Source organism: Variovorax beijingensis (genome assembly GCF_003951285.1).
Taxonomy (GTDB): Bacteria; Pseudomonadota; Gammaproteobacteria; order Burkholderiales; family Burkholderiaceae_C; genus Variovorax; species Variovorax beijingensis.
In genome coordinates, this window is the sequence record NZ_RXFQ01000007.1 from 185,418 (window position 1) to 200,947 (window position 15,530).

Annotated in this window: 16 protein-coding genes; 14 read left to right on the forward strand and 2 right to left on the reverse strand. The window is 67.5% G+C overall.

Features of this window, described 5'->3' with window-relative positions:
• The first annotated feature begins 19 nt into the window (after window positions 1-19).
• The 6 genes from EJO66_RS14245 to EJO66_RS14275 all read left to right on the forward strand — a co-directional run bounded on the left by EJO66_RS14245 (window position 20) and on the right by EJO66_RS14275 (window position 6,599).
• Window positions 20-1,024, forward strand: a complete 1,005-nt coding sequence (locus tag EJO66_RS14245; RefSeq protein WP_124958478.1) for an ABC transporter permease subunit — start codon at window positions 20-22, stop codon at window positions 1,022-1,024.
• Between the two features lie 8 nt (window positions 1,025-1,032).
• A complete protein-coding gene (locus EJO66_RS14250) occupies window positions 1,033-1,935 on the forward strand; it encodes an ABC transporter permease subunit (RefSeq protein ID WP_124958479.1) in 903 nt (300 codons plus the stop codon).
• Window positions 1,932-2,969 carry an ABC transporter ATP-binding protein gene (locus EJO66_RS14255; protein WP_124958480.1) on the forward strand — a complete coding sequence of 346 codons (1,038 nt, stop codon included), beginning with the start codon at window positions 1,932-1,934 and terminating at the stop codon, window positions 2,967-2,969. The genes EJO66_RS14250 and EJO66_RS14255 overlap by 4 nt, the downstream gene beginning before the upstream one ends.
• Window positions 2,966-4,024, forward strand: a complete 1,059-nt coding sequence (locus EJO66_RS14260) for a peptide ABC transporter ATP-binding protein (RefSeq protein WP_124958481.1) — start codon at window positions 2,966-2,968, stop codon at window positions 4,022-4,024. Before EJO66_RS14255 ends, EJO66_RS14260 begins: the two co-directional genes overlap by 4 nt.
• Window positions 4,025-4,054: 30 nt before the next feature.
• Window positions 4,055-5,695 (forward strand): ABC transporter substrate-binding protein, encoded by a 1,641-nt coding sequence (locus tag EJO66_RS14265; RefSeq protein WP_125965461.1) that lies wholly within the window; start codon window positions 4,055-4,057, stop codon window positions 5,693-5,695.
• A gap of 103 nt (window positions 5,696-5,798) precedes the next feature.
• Window positions 5,799-6,599 (forward strand): 5'-methylthioadenosine/adenosylhomocysteine nucleosidase, encoded by an 801-nt coding sequence (locus tag EJO66_RS14275; protein WP_124958483.1) that lies wholly within the window; start codon window positions 5,799-5,801, stop codon window positions 6,597-6,599.
• Here the strand turns inward: EJO66_RS14275 and corA are convergent.
• Entirely contained in the window at window positions 6,592-7,578 is a 987-nt protein-coding gene (gene corA, locus EJO66_RS14280; protein WP_124958484.1) for a magnesium/cobalt transporter CorA, read from the reverse strand. The two genes, EJO66_RS14275 and corA, sit on opposite strands and share 8 nt — an antisense overlap.
• Before the next feature lie 229 nt (window positions 7,579-7,807).
• Between corA and EJO66_RS14285 the strand changes: the two genes are divergently transcribed.
• The 4 genes from EJO66_RS14285 to hprK all read left to right on the forward strand — a co-directional run bounded on the left by EJO66_RS14285 (window position 7,808) and on the right by hprK (window position 12,294).
• The gene (locus EJO66_RS14285) at window positions 7,808-9,943 is read left to right on the forward strand and encodes an ATP-dependent helicase (protein ID WP_125965462.1); all 2,136 of its coding nucleotides are present in this window, start codon (window positions 7,808-7,810) and stop codon (window positions 9,941-9,943) included.
• A gap of 314 nt (window positions 9,944-10,257) precedes the next feature.
• Window positions 10,258-10,587, forward strand: a complete 330-nt coding sequence (hpf, locus tag EJO66_RS14290) for a ribosome hibernation-promoting factor, HPF/YfiA family (RefSeq protein WP_012745566.1) — start codon at window positions 10,258-10,260, stop codon at window positions 10,585-10,587.
• 185 nt (window positions 10,588-10,772) lie between these two features.
• A complete protein-coding gene (locus EJO66_RS14295) occupies window positions 10,773-11,240 on the forward strand; it encodes a PTS sugar transporter subunit IIA (RefSeq protein ID WP_012745567.1) in 468 nt (155 codons plus the stop codon).
• A gap of 94 nt (window positions 11,241-11,334) precedes the next feature.
• On the forward strand, window positions 11,335-12,294 hold the full coding sequence (gene hprK / locus EJO66_RS14300) for an HPr(Ser) kinase/phosphatase (RefSeq protein WP_021005175.1): 960 nt from the start codon (window positions 11,335-11,337) through the stop codon (window positions 12,292-12,294).
• Window positions 12,295-12,298: 4 nt separating this feature from the next.
• Here hprK and fur read toward each other — a convergent pair whose 3' ends face one another.
• Complete coding sequence (fur, locus tag EJO66_RS14305) at window positions 12,299-12,718, reverse strand: ferric iron uptake transcriptional regulator (protein ID WP_124958486.1); 420 nt, start codon at window positions 12,716-12,718, stop codon at window positions 12,299-12,301.
• An 89-nt stretch (window positions 12,719-12,807) separates the two neighbouring features.
• Here fur and EJO66_RS14310 point away from each other — a divergent pair, with 89 nt between their 5' ends.
• From EJO66_RS14310 to EJO66_RS14325, 4 genes are all read left to right on the forward strand, one after another.
• Window positions 12,808-13,368 carry an outer membrane protein assembly factor BamE gene (locus EJO66_RS14310; RefSeq protein WP_124958487.1) on the forward strand — a complete coding sequence of 187 codons (561 nt, stop codon included), beginning with the start codon at window positions 12,808-12,810 and terminating at the stop codon, window positions 13,366-13,368.
• 144 nt (window positions 13,369-13,512) lie between these two features.
• Window positions 13,513-14,313: a 4-hydroxy-tetrahydrodipicolinate reductase gene (dapB, locus tag EJO66_RS14315; RefSeq protein WP_276311978.1), complete on the forward strand. Its 801-nt coding sequence runs from the start codon at window positions 13,513-13,515 to the stop codon at window positions 14,311-14,313.
• A 7-nt stretch (window positions 14,314-14,320) separates the two neighbouring features.
• Window positions 14,321-15,028, forward strand: coding sequence for a MotA/TolQ/ExbB proton channel family protein (locus EJO66_RS14320; protein ID WP_125965464.1), 708 nt, complete (start codon window positions 14,321-14,323; stop codon window positions 15,026-15,028).
• Between the two features lie 22 nt (window positions 15,029-15,050).
• On the forward strand, window positions 15,051-15,521 hold the full coding sequence (locus tag EJO66_RS14325) for an ExbD/TolR family protein (RefSeq protein ID WP_124958490.1): 471 nt from the start codon (window positions 15,051-15,053) through the stop codon (window positions 15,519-15,521).
• Window positions 15,522-15,530 lie beyond the last annotated feature (9 nt).

The following is a 15,530-nucleotide window of genomic DNA, read 5'->3' on the forward strand; positions in this document are numbered from 1 at the left end:
TCTTGCATATTGCGGGTCGATGCTTCGCTTCCTCCTCACGCGCGTGAGCCTGCTGGTGCCGACCTTCGTTGGCATGACGCTGCTTGCTTTTTTTCTGATCCGGCTGGTGCCGGGCGATCCCATCGAAACCATGGCCGGCGAACGCGGGATCGATCCCGAGCGCCATGCCCAGCTGCGCGCGGCCTACGGCTTCGACAAGCCGGTGATCGTGCAGTACGGCATCTACATCGGCCGCGTGCTGCATGGCGATCTCGGCAAGTCGCTCATCACGCAGGAATCGGTGGCCAGCGAATTCCTCGCGCTGTTCCCTGCCACGGTCGAGCTTGCCGCGTGCGCGATCGTCTTTGCGCTGCTGTTGGGGCTGCCGGCGGGCATCCTGGCGGCGGTGCGGCGCAATTCCATCTTCGACCATGGCGTGATGGCCACCTCGCTCACCGGCTATTCGATGCCGATCTTCTGGTGGGGGCTGCTGCTGATCCTGTTCTTCTCGGTGCAGCTGGGCTGGACGCCCGTGTCGGGCCGCATCTCGGTGCAGTACTTCGTCGAGCCTGAAACGGGCTTCCTCTTGATCGATGCGCTGCGCGCCGGCGACACCGGCGCTTTCTGGTCGGCGCTGCATCACCTGATCCTGCCGGCCATCGTGCTCGGCACCGTGCCGCTCGCGGTCATCGCGCGCATGACGCGCTCGGCCATGCTCGAGGTGCTGGGCGAAGACTACATCCGCACCGCGCGCGCCAAGGGCCTCTCGCGCCTTCGCGTGGTGGGGCTGCATGCGCTGCGCAACGCGCTGATTCCGGTGGTCACGGTGATCGGGCTGCAGGTGGGCGTGCTCTTCACGGGCGCGATCCTCACCGAGACCATCTTCTCGTGGCCCGGCGTCGGCAAGTGGCTGATCGAGGCCATCGGCCGGCGCGACTATCCGGTGCTGCAGGGCGGCATGCTGCTGCTGGGCGGCATCGTGATGCTGGTCAACCTGCTGGTCGACGTGACCTACGGCGTCATCAATCCACGCATCCGGCACTGACCGATCCCATGGCAACGACACACGCAGTTTCGGGCAGCGCCGGGGGGTCAGCCCCCGGTCCCTGGCGCGAATTCTGGACCGCCTTCTCGGCCAACCGCGGCGCGGTGATCGGCCTTGCCACTGTCGCGCTGCTGCTGCTGGTCGCGCTGTTCGCGCCGTGGATCGCGCCGCATGCGCCCAACGAGACCAACAGCGCCGTCTTCCTGCTGCCGCCGGCATGGCAGCAGGGCGGCTCCGCAAGCTATCTGCTGGGCACCGACGCCATCGGGCGCGACATTCTCTCGCGGCTGATGTACGGCGCGCGGCTGTCGTTGTCCATCGGCATCGCGGTGGTGGCGCTGTCGGTGGTCGTCGGCGTGGTGCTCGGTCTCGTCGCGGGCTTCTTTCGCGGTGTGCTGGAGATCGCGATCATGCGGCTGATGGACATCGTGCTCACGATGCCGAGCCTGCTGATGGCCATCGTGATCGTCGCGATCCTCGGGCCGGGGCTGATCAACGCCATGGTCGCGGTGGCCATCGTCGTGCTGCCGCACTATGTGCGCATCACGCGCGCCGCGGTCATTGCCGAGATTTCGCGCGACTACGTGACCGCCGCGCGCGTGAGCGGCGCCGGCACGCTGCGCCTGATGCTCCGAGAAGTGCTGCCCAACTGCGCGGCGCCGCTGATCGTGCAGGCCTCGCTCGGCATCTCCACGGCCATCCTCGATGCCGCGGCGCTGGGTTTCATCGGTCTGGGCGCGCAGCCGCCGTCGCCCGAATGGGGAACGATGCTGGCCGATGCGCGCGAGTTCGTGCTGCGCGCCTGGTGGGTCGTCACTTTCCCGGGGCTCGCGATCCTCGCGGCCGTGCTGGCCTTCAACCTGCTCGGCGACGGCCTGCGCGATGCGCTCGACCCGAAGCTCAAGCGATGAACATGCTGCTGGACATCAAGGACCTGCACGTCGAGTTTCCGACGCAAGGCGGCGTGCTGCACGCCGTCGACGGCGTGAGCCTCACGCTCGAGGAGGGCGAGGTGCTCGGCATCGTCGGCGAATCGGGCTCGGGCAAGAGCGTGACGATGATGGCGCTGATGGGCCTCGTGGGCTTTCCGGGCCGCGTGCGCGCGCAGCACATGCGCTTTGCGGGCAAGGAGCTGCTCGGCATCTCCGACAAGGCCCGCCGCGCGCTGGTCGGCAAGGAGGTGGCCATGATCTTCCAGGAGCCCACCACCAGCCTCAACCCCTGCTTCACCATCGGCTTCCAGCTGATGGAGACGCTGCGGCTGCATCTTCATCTGGACCGGCGCACAGCGATGAAGCGCGCGACCGAGCTGCTCGAGCAGGTCGGCATACCGGCCGCATCGTCGCGCCTGGGCAGCTATCCGCACCAGCTCTCGGGCGGCATGAACCAGCGCGTGATGATCGCGATGGCCATTGCCTGCAATCCGCGCCTGTTGATCGCCGACGAGCCGACCACCGCGCTCGACGTGACGATCCAGGCGCAGATCCTCGACCTGCTGCGCGAGCTGCAGAAGGAGCGCGGCATGGCGCTGGTCCTCATCACGCACAACATGGGCGTGGTCAGCGAGATGGCGCAGCGCATTGCCGTGATGTATGCGGGCCAGGTGATGGAGCAGCAGCGCGTCGACCGGCTCTTCGCGGATCCGCAGCATCCCTACACCGAGGCCCTGCTGGCCGCGCTGCCCGAGCGCGCGGCGCCCCAAGGACGGCTTGCCACCATCGCGGGCGTGGTGCCGGGCGTGCACGACCGGCCGGCCGGCTGCCTGTTCGCGCCGCGCTGCAGCTATGTGACGACCAAGGCCTGCAACGTGCGGCCGGCGCTGCGCGCGGTGGCGTCCCAGCCCGGCGCCGAGGTGCGCTGCCATTTCCCGCTCGGCGAACCCGGGCGGATGGCGGCCATCGAGGCCGACCGGCCGCGGCTGCAGGCCGTGGAGACGCTGCCATGAGCGGGCGTGTCGGCGGCGATGCCATCGGCGACGTCGTCGTGGAGGCGCGCAACCTGCAGCGCACCTATGCCGTGCGGCGCGGCATGTTCCGCGCGCCTGCGCAGTTGCGCGCGGTCGGCGATATCTCGTTTCGCATCGAGCGCGGCCGAACGCTCGCGGTGGTCGGCGAATCGGGCTGCGGCAAATCGACCCTCGCGCGCATGGTCGCATTGATCGAAAAGCCCACGGCGGGGCAGCTCGTGCTGGCCGGCCACGATGCGGTGAACCCGCCGCCCGCCTACCGGCGCGAACTGCGCCAGGCCGTGCAGCTGGTGTTCCAGAACCCCTATGGCTCGCTGAATCCGCGCAAGAAGATCTCTGCCGTGCTCGAGGATCCGCTCGCCATCAACACCGCGCTCGGCAAGCCCGAGCGGGCCGCCAAGGCGCGCGAGATGCTGGCGCGCGTGGGCCTGCGGCCCGAGCATGCGAACCGCTATCCGCACATGTTCTCGGGCGGCCAGCGCCAGCGCATCGCCATTGCGCGCGCGCTCATGCTGGAGCCGCGCCTGCTGGTGGCCGACGAGCCGGTGTCGGCGCTCGACGTGTCGATCCAGGCGCAGGTGCTGAACCTGCTGGCCGACCTGCAGGCCGAGCTGGGCCTGGCGTATCTCTTCATCTCGCACGACCTGGGCGTGGTGCGGCACATCGCGCATGACGTGCTGGTGATGTACCTCGGCCATGCGGTGGAGCAGGGCCCCAAGGCACGCATCTTCGCGCGGCCGCTGCATCCCTACACGCAGGCGCTGCTGGCGTCCACGCCCGGGCTCAGCAGCCAGCGCATCGTGCTCAAGGGCGAGCTGCCGTCGCCGCTCGATCCGCCTTCGGGCTGCGTCTTCAACACGCGCTGCCCGCACGCGGCGCAGCGCTGCCGCGAGGAGCGGCCCCTGCTGCGCGCGCTCGACGAGCGGCTGGTGGCCTGCCACTACGCCGAGAAGTTTCTCGATGGCACGCCGCCGGCAAGCGCCGATGTGCCCTTGTCCCCGCCGTTCGTCGCGCCCCTGGCGATGAACCCCTAGTTCACTTCAACCGTGTCCCAAGGAGTTGCCATGAAGAAGACCACTCAGCCATCCGTTTCGCGCCGCTCGCCCAGGCTTGCCGCGCTGCTCGCGCCGGCGGCACTCGCCGTGCTCGCACTGGCCGCGGGCGCCGTGTCTGCCAAGACGCTGGTCTATTGCTCGGAGGGCAGCCCCGAGAACTTCTATCCGGGCGTGAACACCACCGGCACCTCGTTCGACGTGACCACGCAGGTCTACAACACCATTGTCGAGTTCGAGCGCGGCGGCACCAAGGTCGTGCCCGGCCTGGCGGAAAAATGGGACATCTCGGCCGACGGCACGGTCTACACCTTCCACCTGCGCAAGGGCGTGAAGTGGCACAGCACCAGCAAGAGCTTCAAGCCCACGCGCGACTTCAACGCCGACGATTTCATCTTCATGCTCGAGCGGCAGTGGAAGGAGAGCGATCCCTTCTTCAAGGTCACGAGCCAGAACCACTCCTACTTCAACGACATGGGCATGCCCAAGCTGCTGAAGTCGGTGGACCGTATCGACGAGTACACGGTGAAGATCACGCTCAACCAGGCCGAGGCGCCGTTTCTTGCCAACCTGGCCATGCAGTACGCGGGCATCCAGTCGAAGGAATACGCCATTGCGATGCTGAAAGCCGGCACGCCCGAGAAGGTCGACCAGGACCCGATCGGCACCGGCCCGTTCTATCTCGTGCAATACCAGAAGGACGCGGTCATCCGCTTCAAGGCCTTTCCGCAGTACTGGGGCGGCAAGGCGAAGATCGACGACCTGGTGTTCGCGATCACGCCCGACGCCTCGGTGCGCTGGGCCAAGCTGCAGAAGGGCGAATGCCACGCCATGCCGTACCCGAACCCGGCCGATCTCGACGCGATCCGCAAGGACCCGAATGTGCAGGTGCTCGAGCAGCCCGGCCTCAACGTGGGCTACCTTTCGTACAACACCACGAAGAAGCCCTTCGACGACGTGCGCGTGCGCAAGGCCCTCAACATGGCGATCAACAAGAAGGCGATCATCGACGGCGTGTACCTGTCGACCGGCGTGGCCGCGAAGAACCCGATCCCGCCCACCATGTGGTCCTACAACGACGCGGTCAAGGACGATCCGTACGACCCCGAAGCCGCCAGGAGGCTGCTGGCGCAGGCCGGCTTCCCCGATGGCTTCTCGACCGACCTGTGGGCCATGCCGGTGCAGCGGCCCTACAACCCGAACGCGAAGCGCATCGCCGAGCTGATGCAGGCCGACCTTGCCAAGATCAATGTCAAGGCAGAGATCAAGAGCTTCGAGTGGGGCGAATACCGCAAGCGCCTGCAAGCCGGCGAGCACCAGATGGGCATGCTGGGCTGGACCGGCGACAACGGCGACCCCGACAACTTCCTCTACACGCTGCTGGGCTGCGCCTCGGCCAAGTCGGCCAGCGGCAGCAACATCTCGAAGTTCTGCCACCAGCCCTACGAAGACCTCGTGCTGAAGGCCAAGAGCACGACCAAACAGGCCGACCGCGATGCGCTCTACAAGAAGGCGCAAGTCATCTTCAAGGAGCAGGCGCCGTGGTTCACCATCGCGCATGCGGTGCAGCTGAAGCCGGTGCGCAAGGAGGTCGTCGATTTCAAACTGAGCCCCTTCGGCCGCCACACCTTCTACGGCGTGGATATTAAGTAAACCCCCAGGCTTCGCGCACTTCGTGTCGCTACGCCCACCCCCTTGCAGGGGGCAACACCAGCGGCCCGGCAAAGCCGGTTCCGCGGTGTTCCTGGAAAAGAGAATGATTGGTCCCTTGGCACATGCACCCGTTGCCATCGTCGCGGCCATGCACGAGGAGCTGAGCGCGCTGCTCGCGCAGATGCCGGACGAGCAGCGCGTGCGCGCCGCGGGGCGCGACTTCTGGGTCGGCCACCTGCACGGCCAGCCGGTGGTGGCCGTGCTGTCGCGCATCGGCAAGGTCGCGGCAGCGGTGACGGCCACGGTGCTGCTCGAGCGCTTCGGCGTGCGCGCAATCGTGTTCACGGGCGTTGCGGGCGGGCTCGCGCCGGGCGTGGACGTCGGCGACGTGGTGGTCGCAACGCAGCTGCTGCAGCACGACCTCGACGCCTCGCCGATCTTCCCGAAGTACGAAGTACCGCTCATGGGCCTTTCGCGCTTTGCGGCCGATGCCTCGATGGGCGATGCGCTGGCGGCCGTGGCCGAAGCCGCGCTGCGCGATCCGGTGGCGCTGGTAGGGCAGGCGGCCGTCGATGAGTTCGGCCTTCGGTCGCCGAAGGTGCACCGGGGCCTGCTGGTGAGCGGCGATCGCTTCGTCTCGACGGTCGCCGAAAGCGATGCCTTGCGGCACAGCCTGCCCGATGCGCTCGCGGTCGAGATGGAAGGCGCGGCGGTGGCGCAGGTGTGCCACGACTACGGCGTGCCGTTCGCGGCCATGCGCACCATCTCGGACCGCGCCGACGACGCCGCGCATGGCGACTTCGCGCGCTTCGTCGCCGAGGTGGCGAGCCGCTACAGCCTGGTGCTGGCGAGCGCGTGGCTGGCCACGCTGCCTTCTTCGCCTGAAACGCCGGCCGCTACTTGAGCCAGCCGCGCCGGCGGAAATACCACATCGGCACCAGCGCGCTCGCCGCCATCAGCGCCAGCGCATACGGATAGCCGAGCGACCAGTCGAGCTCGGGCATGAACTTGAAGTTCATGCCGTAGATGCTCGCGATCAGCGTGGGCGGCAGCAGCGCCACGCTGGCCACCGAGAAGATCTTGATGGTCTTGTTCTGGTTGATGTTGATGAAACCGACGGTCGCGTCCATCAGGAAGTTGATCTTGTCGAACAGGAAGGCCGTGTGGTTGTCCAGCGATTCGATGTCGCGCAGGATCTGCCGCGCTTCCTCGAACTGCTCGGCGTTGAGCATGCGGCTGCGCATCATGAAGCTCACGGCGCGGCGCGTGTCCATCACGTTGCGGCGGATGCGGCCGTTCAAGTCTTCCTGGCGCGCGATGGCGCCCAGCACCTCGCCGGCCAGCTCATCGCTCACATTGCCTTCAAGCACCTTCTTGCCCGCGATCTCGAGTTCGTCGTAGATGTTCTCGAGCGTGTCGGCCGAGTATTCGGCGTCGGCGTCGAACAGCTTGAGCAGCACTTCCTTGGCGTCCTCGATGAGGCCCGGCGCGCGGCGCGCACGCATGCGCAGCAGCCGGAACACGGGCACGTCCTCGTCGTGGATCGAGAACAGCACGCCGCGGCTGCGAAGCTCGGTGTTGTGCTGGTTCAGGATGAAGGCCACGCGCACCGACCGCGGGTCTTCGTCGTCGTCGATCAGGAAGTCGGAGCGGATGTGCAGCTCGCCGTTGTCTTCCTCGTAGAAGCGGGCCGACTCCTCGATGTCCTCGTCCATCGCGTCTTCGGGAATCGAGAGGCCGTAGTACTGCTTGATCCAGCGCTTTTCCTCGAGCGTGGGCGATTCGAGGTCGACCCAGATCGGCTGGAACTTGGAAAGCTCCTCGAGCGCCTCGATCTCTTCCTGGACAAGGCGGCCGTTGGCGAGCGTAAAGATATTGAGCATGGGCTCACTCCCGTGAAATGGCTGAGGCGATGGGGCGAGGGGAGGGGTGCTTTCAATCCCCGGGCCCTGATGTCAGCGATCGAGGCGCGTCAGGACGCGGGAGTTGAAAGCTGCCGAGACGGTGCGGTTTCCATGATGCGGTCTCCAGTTGCAGCGAGCGGCGATTATGTCATCGGCCATGTGACGGCAGGGCTGCCGATCTGGATGGGCATACAGTAAAGTCGCGGGCATGCAGACCGCTGCGCTCCCCGCTTTTTCCGCCACCGGCACCGCCGGCACCACTGGCGCCACCCAGGCCGAGCGCCTGGCCGCGGCGCTCTCGGCGCTCAACGACGAGCAGCGCGCCGCCGTCGAGCACGGCGTCGGCACGCTGACGGGGCGCGACGAGCGGCCGCTGCTGGTGATCGCCGGCGCGGGCTCGGGCAAGACCAGCACGCTGGCGCACCGGGTGGCGCACCTCATCGCCGGCGGCATCGATCCGCAGCGCCTGCTGCTTTTGACCTTCTCGCGCCGCGCGGCGCAGGAAATGGAGCGCCGCGCGGGCCAGGTGCTGGCGCGCGTGCTGGGGCTCAAGTCCGACAAGCCGCCCGCGCTGCCCTGGGCCGGCACTTTCCATGGCATCGGCGCGCGCCTGCTGCGCGAGTACGCCGCGCACATCGGCCTGAACGACCACTTCACCATTCACGACCGCGGCGACGCCGAGGACCTGATGGGCCTGGTGCGCCACGAACTCGGCCTGTCGTCGAGCGTGAACCGCTTTCCGCGCAAGGGCACCTGCCTTTCGATCTATTCGCGCTGCGTCAACACGCGCGCTCCGCTGGCCGAGGTGCTGGCCGTGGCCTTTCCGTGGTGCGCCGAATGGGAAGCCGAACTCAAGCGCCTGTTCGGCGCCTACGTCGAGGCCAAGCAGCAGCAGAACGTGCTCGACTACGACGACCTGCTGCTCTACTGGGCCGGCATGGTGGCCGAGCCCGCGCTGGCGGCGCTGGTCGGCGCGCGCTTCGACCACGTGCTGGTCGACGAGTACCAGGACACCAACCTGCTGCAGGCCTCGATCCTGCAGGCGCTCAAGCCCGATGGCCGCGGCGTGACGGTGGTGGGCGACGATGCGCAGTCGATCTACTCGTTTCGCGGCGCAACGGTGCGTAACATCTTCGACTTTCCGTCGCAGTTCTCGCAGGCCGCGCGCGTGGTCACGCTGGAGCGCAACTACCGCTCGACCCAGCCGATTCTCGATGTCTCGAACCGGGTCATCGCGCAGGCGGCCGAGCGGCATGCCAAGACGCTCTGGACCGACAAGCCCTCCGCCGGCCGGCCGCAGCTGGTGCTGGTGCCCGACGAGGCGCAGCAGGCCGTCTGGGTGGCCGACAAAGTGCTGGCGCACCGCGAGGGGGGCCTGGCGCTCAAGTCGCAAGCGGTGCTGTTTCGCGCCGCCACGCACAGCGCGCCGCTCGAGCTGGAACTGGCGCGCCGCAACATTCCGTTCGTGAAGTACGGCGGCCTCAAGTTTCTCGAGGCCTCGCACGTGAAAGATTTGCTGGCGGTGCTGCGCTTTGCCGAGAACCCGCGCGGCCGCATGGCGGGTTTCCGCGTCACGCAGCTCATCCCGGGCATCGGGCCGGCCACGGGCGCGCGGCTGCTCGATGCCATGGACCAGGCCGCCGATCCGGTGGCGGCGGTGCGCGCGTTCGTGCCGCCCTCGGCCGCCCGCGCGGAGTGGGCGGTCTTTGCCGAAGCCTATGCCGCGCTGTGCGCGCCCTCGCTGCCGTGGCCGGCCGATGTGGAGCTGGCGGTGCGCTGGTATTTGCCGCACCTCGACCGGCTCTATGACGACCCCTCCGGCGTGCGGCGCGGCGACGTCGAGCAGTTGGCGCGGCTGGCCTCGGGCTACGGCTCGCGCGAGCGCTTCCTGACCGAACTCACACTCGATCCGCCCGAAGCCACGAGCGACAAGCCGGGCCCGCCCTCGCTCGACGAGGACTACCTGATTCTTTCGACCATCCACTCGGCCAAAGGGCAGGAGTGGAATTCGGTGCATGTGCTCAACGTGGTCGACGGCTGCCTGCCGGCCGACGTGGCGCAGAGCGCGCATGAACTCGAGGAGGAGCGGCGGCTGCTCTACGTGGCGATGACGCGGGCGCGCGACCACCTGCATCTTCTGGTGCCGCAGCGCTTCTACGTGACGCAGCAGGCCGTGCGCGGCGACCGGCATCTGTATGCCAACCGCACGCGCTTCATCTCCGAGTCGGATCTTGCCGGCTTCGAGCAGCAGACCTGGCCGCCACCGCCGGAGCGCCCGCCGGCAGTGCCGCCGCCGGCCGCGGTGATCGACCTGCGCAACCGCATGCGCGCGGCCTGGAGCTGAGCCGGCAGGCCCTTCGCCCGGCAGGGTCACCGCTGGTGACGCACTGAAACACTTGCTGCCAAAGTGCCGCATCGGCGGGCCCGCATGCGCGGGCAGCTATGGAATCGCTAGCGTGAGTGGCGCATGGCCCGCCAGCGTCCGCCACCCGGAGAAGTCAGCTATTGCAATACCGTGACAGCTTGGGCATAGTGAATCGACCGTCCCTTCTTTTCTTTTCTTCCCCTTTTCTCCCAACCCCCATATCTGTTTCGCCGGCCACGCCCCACCCCGGAGCGGGGCCATTTTCCCAACCGTCAATTCTCAGGAGGTCATTCATGAATTTGACGATCAGCGGTCATCACCTCGACGTCACACCTGCCTTGCGCACCTACGTCACGAGCAAGCTGGACCGGATCACACGGCACTTCGACCAGGTGGTCGATGTGAAGGTGCTCCTCACGGTGGAAAAGCAGAAGGAAAAGGAACGCCGCCAAAGGGCGGAGTGCAACATTCACGTCAAGGGTAACGACATGTTCGCGGAGTCGAGCCACGCTGATCTCTATGCTGCGGTCGATGAACTGGTCGACAAGCTCGACCGCCAGGTGGTGCGCCACAAGGACCGCCTGCAAGACCACCATCACGCCGCGCCCAAGCGCGTGATGTAGGCCACGGGCAAGAGGGCTGCGGCCCCTGCCGACAAGCCGCCTTCGGGCGGCTTTTTGCTGCCCGTTCCTGTTACCGGCAGCGACAGGGCCGCGAGGCCTCCGGGCAACATGTAGCCAAAAAGTAAGTAACGGGAGTGGGGGTTTTTACCAAGCGGGTGCATAATCGCCCCCGCCCTTCCCCCACCATGAATCGCCTCGCGTCCATCCTGCCGCCCGCTCAAGTGCTTGTGAGCGTTGACGCCACCAGCAAGAAACGTGCTTTCGAAGAAGCCGGCTTGCTGTTCGAGAGCCTTCACGGCCTCGGCCGCGCGCTCATCACCGACAGCCTGTTCGCACGCGAACGCCTTGGCTCCACCGGGCTGGGGCACGGGGTGGCCATTCCGCACGGCCGCATCAAGGGCCTCAAGGCCCCCATGGCCGCGGTCTTCCAGCTGGCGAACCCGATCGGCTTCGACGCGCCGGACGAGCAGCCCGTGGGGCTCCTGATCTTCCTGCTCGTGCCCGAGGCGGCCACGCAGAAGCACCTTGAAATCCTCTCCGAGATCGCCGAGCTGCTGAGCGACGCCAACCTGCGCGAGCAGATCAAGTCGAGCACCGACGCGGCCGAACTGCACGGACTCATTGCCGGCTGGCAATCGACGCAAGTCGCCTGAAGTGCCTGCCCGCAGGCTCCCGCGGCCCCGCCGGGCCGGTTCCGCGGTATTCTGGCCGGCCTCCAACTAGGCGCCGAGCGCCATCTCCCTACGCATGAAGCCGACCGTCATCAGTGCCGATGCCATGTTCGAGGAATTCCGCGGGTCGCTCCGATGGGAATGGCTCGCCGGGCTCGGGGCGTCAGAGCGCCAGTTCGACCCTGAAGTCATCAGCCGCGCCCAGTCGGCGGCCGATCTGGTCGGTTACCTCAATTACATCCATCCGTACCGCGTGCAGATCCTGGGCGCGCGCGAAGTGGCCTACCTGACGCGCGGCAGCCAGGAAGACTGCGCCCGGCGCATTGCCCGCATCGTCACGCTGGAGCCGCCCATGCTGGTGCTGGCCGACGGCCAGGCCGCGCCGGACGAGCTGCTATCGATTTGCGAGCGCGCCCAGCTGCCGCTGTTCGCCACCCGCGAGTCGTCGGCCTTCGTGATCGACCTGCTGCGGGCCTACCTGTCCAAGCATTTCGCGGAACGCACCTCGATGCACGGGGTGTTCATGGACATCCTGGGCATGGGGGTCATGATCACCGGCGAATCGGGGCTCGGCAAGAGCGAGCTCGGGCTGGAACTGATTTCGCGCGGCAACGGCCTGGTGGCCGACGACGCGGTCGACCTTTTCCGCATCAACCAGAACACCATCGAGGGCCGCTGCCCCGACCTGCTGCTGAACCTGCTGGAGGTGCGCGGCATCGGCCTCCTGGACATCCGCGCGATCTTCGGCGAGACCGCGGTGCGGCGGAAGATGCGGCTCAAGCTCATCGTGCACCTGGTGCGGCGCGACAGCTTCGAGCGCGACTACGAGCGCATGCCCTCGGCGCCGCTCACGCAGGACGTGCTGGGCATCCCGGTGCGCAAGGTCATCATCCAGGTGGTGGCGGGGCGCAACATCGCCGTGCTGGTGGAAGCTGCCGTGCGCAATTCGATCCTGCAGCTGCGCGGCATCGACACCTATGCCGATTTTGTGGCGCGCCACCACAAGGCGATGGAAAACGGGCGCGACGGGGACTGACGCGCTACCTTTTGCTCGTGCAGTCGCCGCACAGCCCGTAGAGCGACATCGCGTGGTCCTGCAGGATCCAGCCCTTGTCCTTCGAAATCATCTGCTGGCGGCGCTCGATCTCGGCGTCGTAGAACTCCTCGACCTTGCCGCAAGAGGTGCAGATCAGGTGGTCGTGGTGGGTGCCCTCGTTCAGTTCGTAGACCGCCTTGCCGCTTTCGAAATGGCTGCGCTCGAGGATGCCGGCCTGCTCGAACTGCGTGAGCACGCGGTAGACGGTGGCCAGGCCGATGTCGGAGTGCTCGTTCAGGAGCACGCGGAAAACGTCTTCGGCCGTCATGTGGCGCTGGCTGCCGGTCTGGAAGATCTCGAGGATCTTCAGGCGTGGCAGAGTGGCCTTGAGGCCGGTGTTCTTGAGTTCGTCGATATTGGCCATGATGGTTCCTGCGCCCTGGGCTGCAGACGGGCCCCAAAAAGGGCCAGCCGCTACAATGGCCGATCATATCGCTACCCCCTTTTCCTCCCATGCCTGCCATTCTCCAACGCCGTCCCTGGCTGCTGGCTGCGGCCGTCGCCGCGACGTTCTGCCTCGGCGCCTGCAGCGGCTTCAGCGATCGCACGCGTGGTGCGCTGACGGCCATCACGCCCTACAAGGTCGAAGTGGTCCAGGGCAATTTCGTGTCGAAGGAACAGGTCGAGGCGCTCAAGCCCGGCATGTCGCGCCAGCAGGTGCGTGAAATCCTCGGCACCTCGCTTTTGACCGACGTCTTCCACAAGGATCGCTGGGACTACGTCTTCACGATCAGGCGCCAGGGCGTCGATCCCCAGGAACGCCGCCTGACCGTCTTCTTCAACGGCGAACTGCTCGAACGCTTCGAGGGCGACCCGATGCCCAGCGAGGAGGAATTCGTCGCCACGCTCGACACCCGCAAGAAGAGCGGCAAGGTGCCGCCGCTCGAGGCGTCGGAAGAAGAGCTCAAGAAATTCGCCCCCAAGGACAACGGCAAGAAGGCCGATGCCACCACCGCGGCCACCGGCCTGGCGCCGCTTCCCGCCGCGTATCCCCCGCTCGAAGCCGCGCGCTGAGCGCGCGCCAAACACAGGGCGAGGGCGGGCGCACCCGCCGGGTCAGGCGGGCGTGCCGGTTTCCATGCCAATTTCCAAGGCTGAATCCGCGTGACTGAATCCATTTCCACTTCTTCGCTCCTTTCCGAGTCTTCCACGCCCCCGCTGCGGCGCATCGCGATCGCAGGCGCTTCGGGCCGCATGGGCCGCATGCTGGTCGAGGCGGTGCGCGAGGCGCCCGATTGCCGGCTGGCCGGCGCACTCGACATGGCGGGCAGCAATGCCATCGGTGCCGATGCGGCTGCGTTCCTCGGCTTCACGAGCGGCGTGTCGATCGTGGCCGACCTGCGCACCGGCCTCAAGGACGCGCAGGTGCTCATCGACTTCACACGCCCCGAAGGCACGCTCGCACACCTTGCGGCCTGCCGCGAACTCGGCGTGCAGGCCGTGATCGGCACCACCGGCTTCAGCGATGCGCAGAAGGCCGAGATCGCCGAGATCGCGAAGGACATCGCGATCATGGTCTCGCCCAACATGAGCGTGGGCGTCAACGTCACCTTCAAGCTGCTCGAAATGGCGGCCAAGGCGCTCTCGACGGGCTACGACATCGAGATCATCGAGGCGCACCACCGCCACAAGGTCGACGCGCCCTCGGGCACCGCGCTCAAGATGGGCGAAGTGATCGCCGGGGCGCTGGGCCGCGACCTGAAGGACTGCGCCGTGTATGCGCGCGAAGGCATCACCGGCGAGCGCGACCCGTCCACCATCGGTTTCTCCGCGATCCGCGGCGGCGACATCGTGGGCGACCACACCGTGCTGTTCGCGGGCACCGGCGAGCGCATCGAGATCACCCACAAGTCGGCGAGCCGCGTCACCTACGCGCAGGGCGCGCTGCGCGCCGTGCGCTTCCTGGCCGGCCAGAAGGCGGGCCTGTTCGACATGTTCGACGTGCTGGGCTTGCGCTGAACGAACGATGAGCGTCCTCGAACTGCTGACCCAGGGCGACGGCGTCAGCCGCTCGGTGGCGGCGCTGCTGCTCGCGATGTCGATCGCAAGCTGGGTGGTGATTCTCTGGAAGGCCTGGCTGCTGCGCGGCGGCACGCGCGACGTGCTGCGCAGCATTGCGGCATTCTGGCAATCGGCCACGCTCGCCGATGCGCAGCAGCGGCTCCAGGCCTTCGACCGCGCGACGCTGGTGGGGCCGACGGTGAGCGCCATCAGGAATGCGGCAGCGGCGGATGCAGGCGATTCCACGCTCGGCGCCACCACCGGCGACCGCAACCAGCGGCTCACGCGGGCGCTGCGCGGCGCGCTGCATGGTGCGCTGCGGCGCCTGCAGTCCGGCCAGATCCTGCTGGCCACCGTTGGCGCCACGGCGCCCTTCGTGGGCCTGCTCGGCACGGTGTGGGGCATCTACGGCGCGCTGTCGGGCATTGCCGGCCAGACGGGCGGCTTCACCATCGACAAGGTGGCCGGCCCGGTGGGCGAGGCGCTGGTGATGACGGCCTTCGGCCTGGCCGTGGCCATTCCGGCCGTGCTGGCCTACAACGTGTTCGGCCGCGTCATCGGCCGCATCGAAGCCGAGCTCGAGGGCTTTGCGCACGACCTGCTCGGCAGCTTCGGCGGCCCGCCGCCACCGGCCGCGCCGCCGCCCGCGCGGCCCATGCCGGTGTCGGCCTAGCCGAACGGAGCACGGCAGAACCATGGCCTTCGGTCGCACCTCCCTGGGCAGCAGTGCCGCCGGCGGCGGGCGCGCGACGGGGGCGGGCGGTCAGCGGCCGCTGTCCGACATCAACGTCACGCCGCTGGTCGACGTGATGCTGGTGCTGCTGGTGATCTTCATCATCACCGCGCCGCTGATGGCGAGTTCGATCAAGCTCGACCTGCCGCAGACCGATGCCGGCCAGCCCAACGACACGCCCAGGTTCGTGAGCGTGTCGGTCGATGCCTCGGGCAAGACCTTCCTCAACGACCAGGCCGTGACCGACGAGGAACTGGCCGACCGGCTGCAGAAGGCCGCCGCCGACAGCAAGGACACCGAGGTGCAGTTGCGCGCCGACCAGACCGTGCCCTACGGCAAGCTGGTCGCGCTGATGGGCATCGCGAACAAGGCGGGCCTGAACCGCATCGGCTTCGTGACCGAGGCGCCTGCGCCAAGCCAGCCGCCGAGATAAGGACGGCGG

Bases quoted from the DNA above. Each gene is read 5' to 3' on its own strand.
- EJO66_RS14245 (WP_124958478.1), top strand. From the start codon at position 20: ATGCTTCGCTTCCTCCTCACGCGCGTGAGCCTGCTGGTGCCGACCTTC.
- EJO66_RS14250 (WP_124958479.1), top strand. From the start codon at position 1,033: ATGGCAACGACACACGCAGTTTCGGGCAGCGCCGGGGGGTCAGCCCCC.
- EJO66_RS14255 (WP_124958480.1), top strand. From the start codon at position 1,932: ATGAACATGCTGCTGGACATCAAGGACCTGCACGTCGAGTTTCCGACG.
- EJO66_RS14260 (WP_124958481.1), top strand. From the start codon at position 2,966: ATGAGCGGGCGTGTCGGCGGCGATGCCATCGGCGACGTCGTCGTGGAG.
- EJO66_RS14265 (WP_125965461.1), top strand. From the start codon at position 4,055: ATGAAGAAGACCACTCAGCCATCCGTTTCGCGCCGCTCGCCCAGGCTT.
- EJO66_RS14275 (WP_124958483.1), top strand. From the start codon at position 5,799: ATGATTGGTCCCTTGGCACATGCACCCGTTGCCATCGTCGCGGCCATG.
- corA (WP_124958484.1), bottom strand. From the start codon at position 7,578: ATGCTCAATATCTTTACGCTCGCCAACGGCCGCCTTGTCCAGGAAGAG.
- EJO66_RS14285 (WP_125965462.1), top strand. From the start codon at position 7,808: ATGCAGACCGCTGCGCTCCCCGCTTTTTCCGCCACCGGCACCGCCGGC.
- hpf (WP_012745566.1), top strand. From the start codon at position 10,258: ATGAATTTGACGATCAGCGGTCATCACCTCGACGTCACACCTGCCTTG.
- EJO66_RS14295 (WP_012745567.1), top strand. From the start codon at position 10,773: ATGAATCGCCTCGCGTCCATCCTGCCGCCCGCTCAAGTGCTTGTGAGC.
- hprK (WP_021005175.1), top strand. From the start codon at position 11,335: ATGAAGCCGACCGTCATCAGTGCCGATGCCATGTTCGAGGAATTCCGC.
- fur (WP_124958486.1), bottom strand. From the start codon at position 12,718: ATGGCCAATATCGACGAACTCAAGAACACCGGCCTCAAGGCCACTCTG.
- EJO66_RS14310 (WP_124958487.1), top strand. From the start codon at position 12,808: ATGCCTGCCATTCTCCAACGCCGTCCCTGGCTGCTGGCTGCGGCCGTC.
- EJO66_RS14320 (WP_125965464.1), top strand. From the start codon at position 14,321: ATGAGCGTCCTCGAACTGCTGACCCAGGGCGACGGCGTCAGCCGCTCG.
- EJO66_RS14325 (WP_124958490.1), top strand. From the start codon at position 15,051: ATGGCCTTCGGTCGCACCTCCCTGGGCAGCAGTGCCGCCGGCGGCGGG.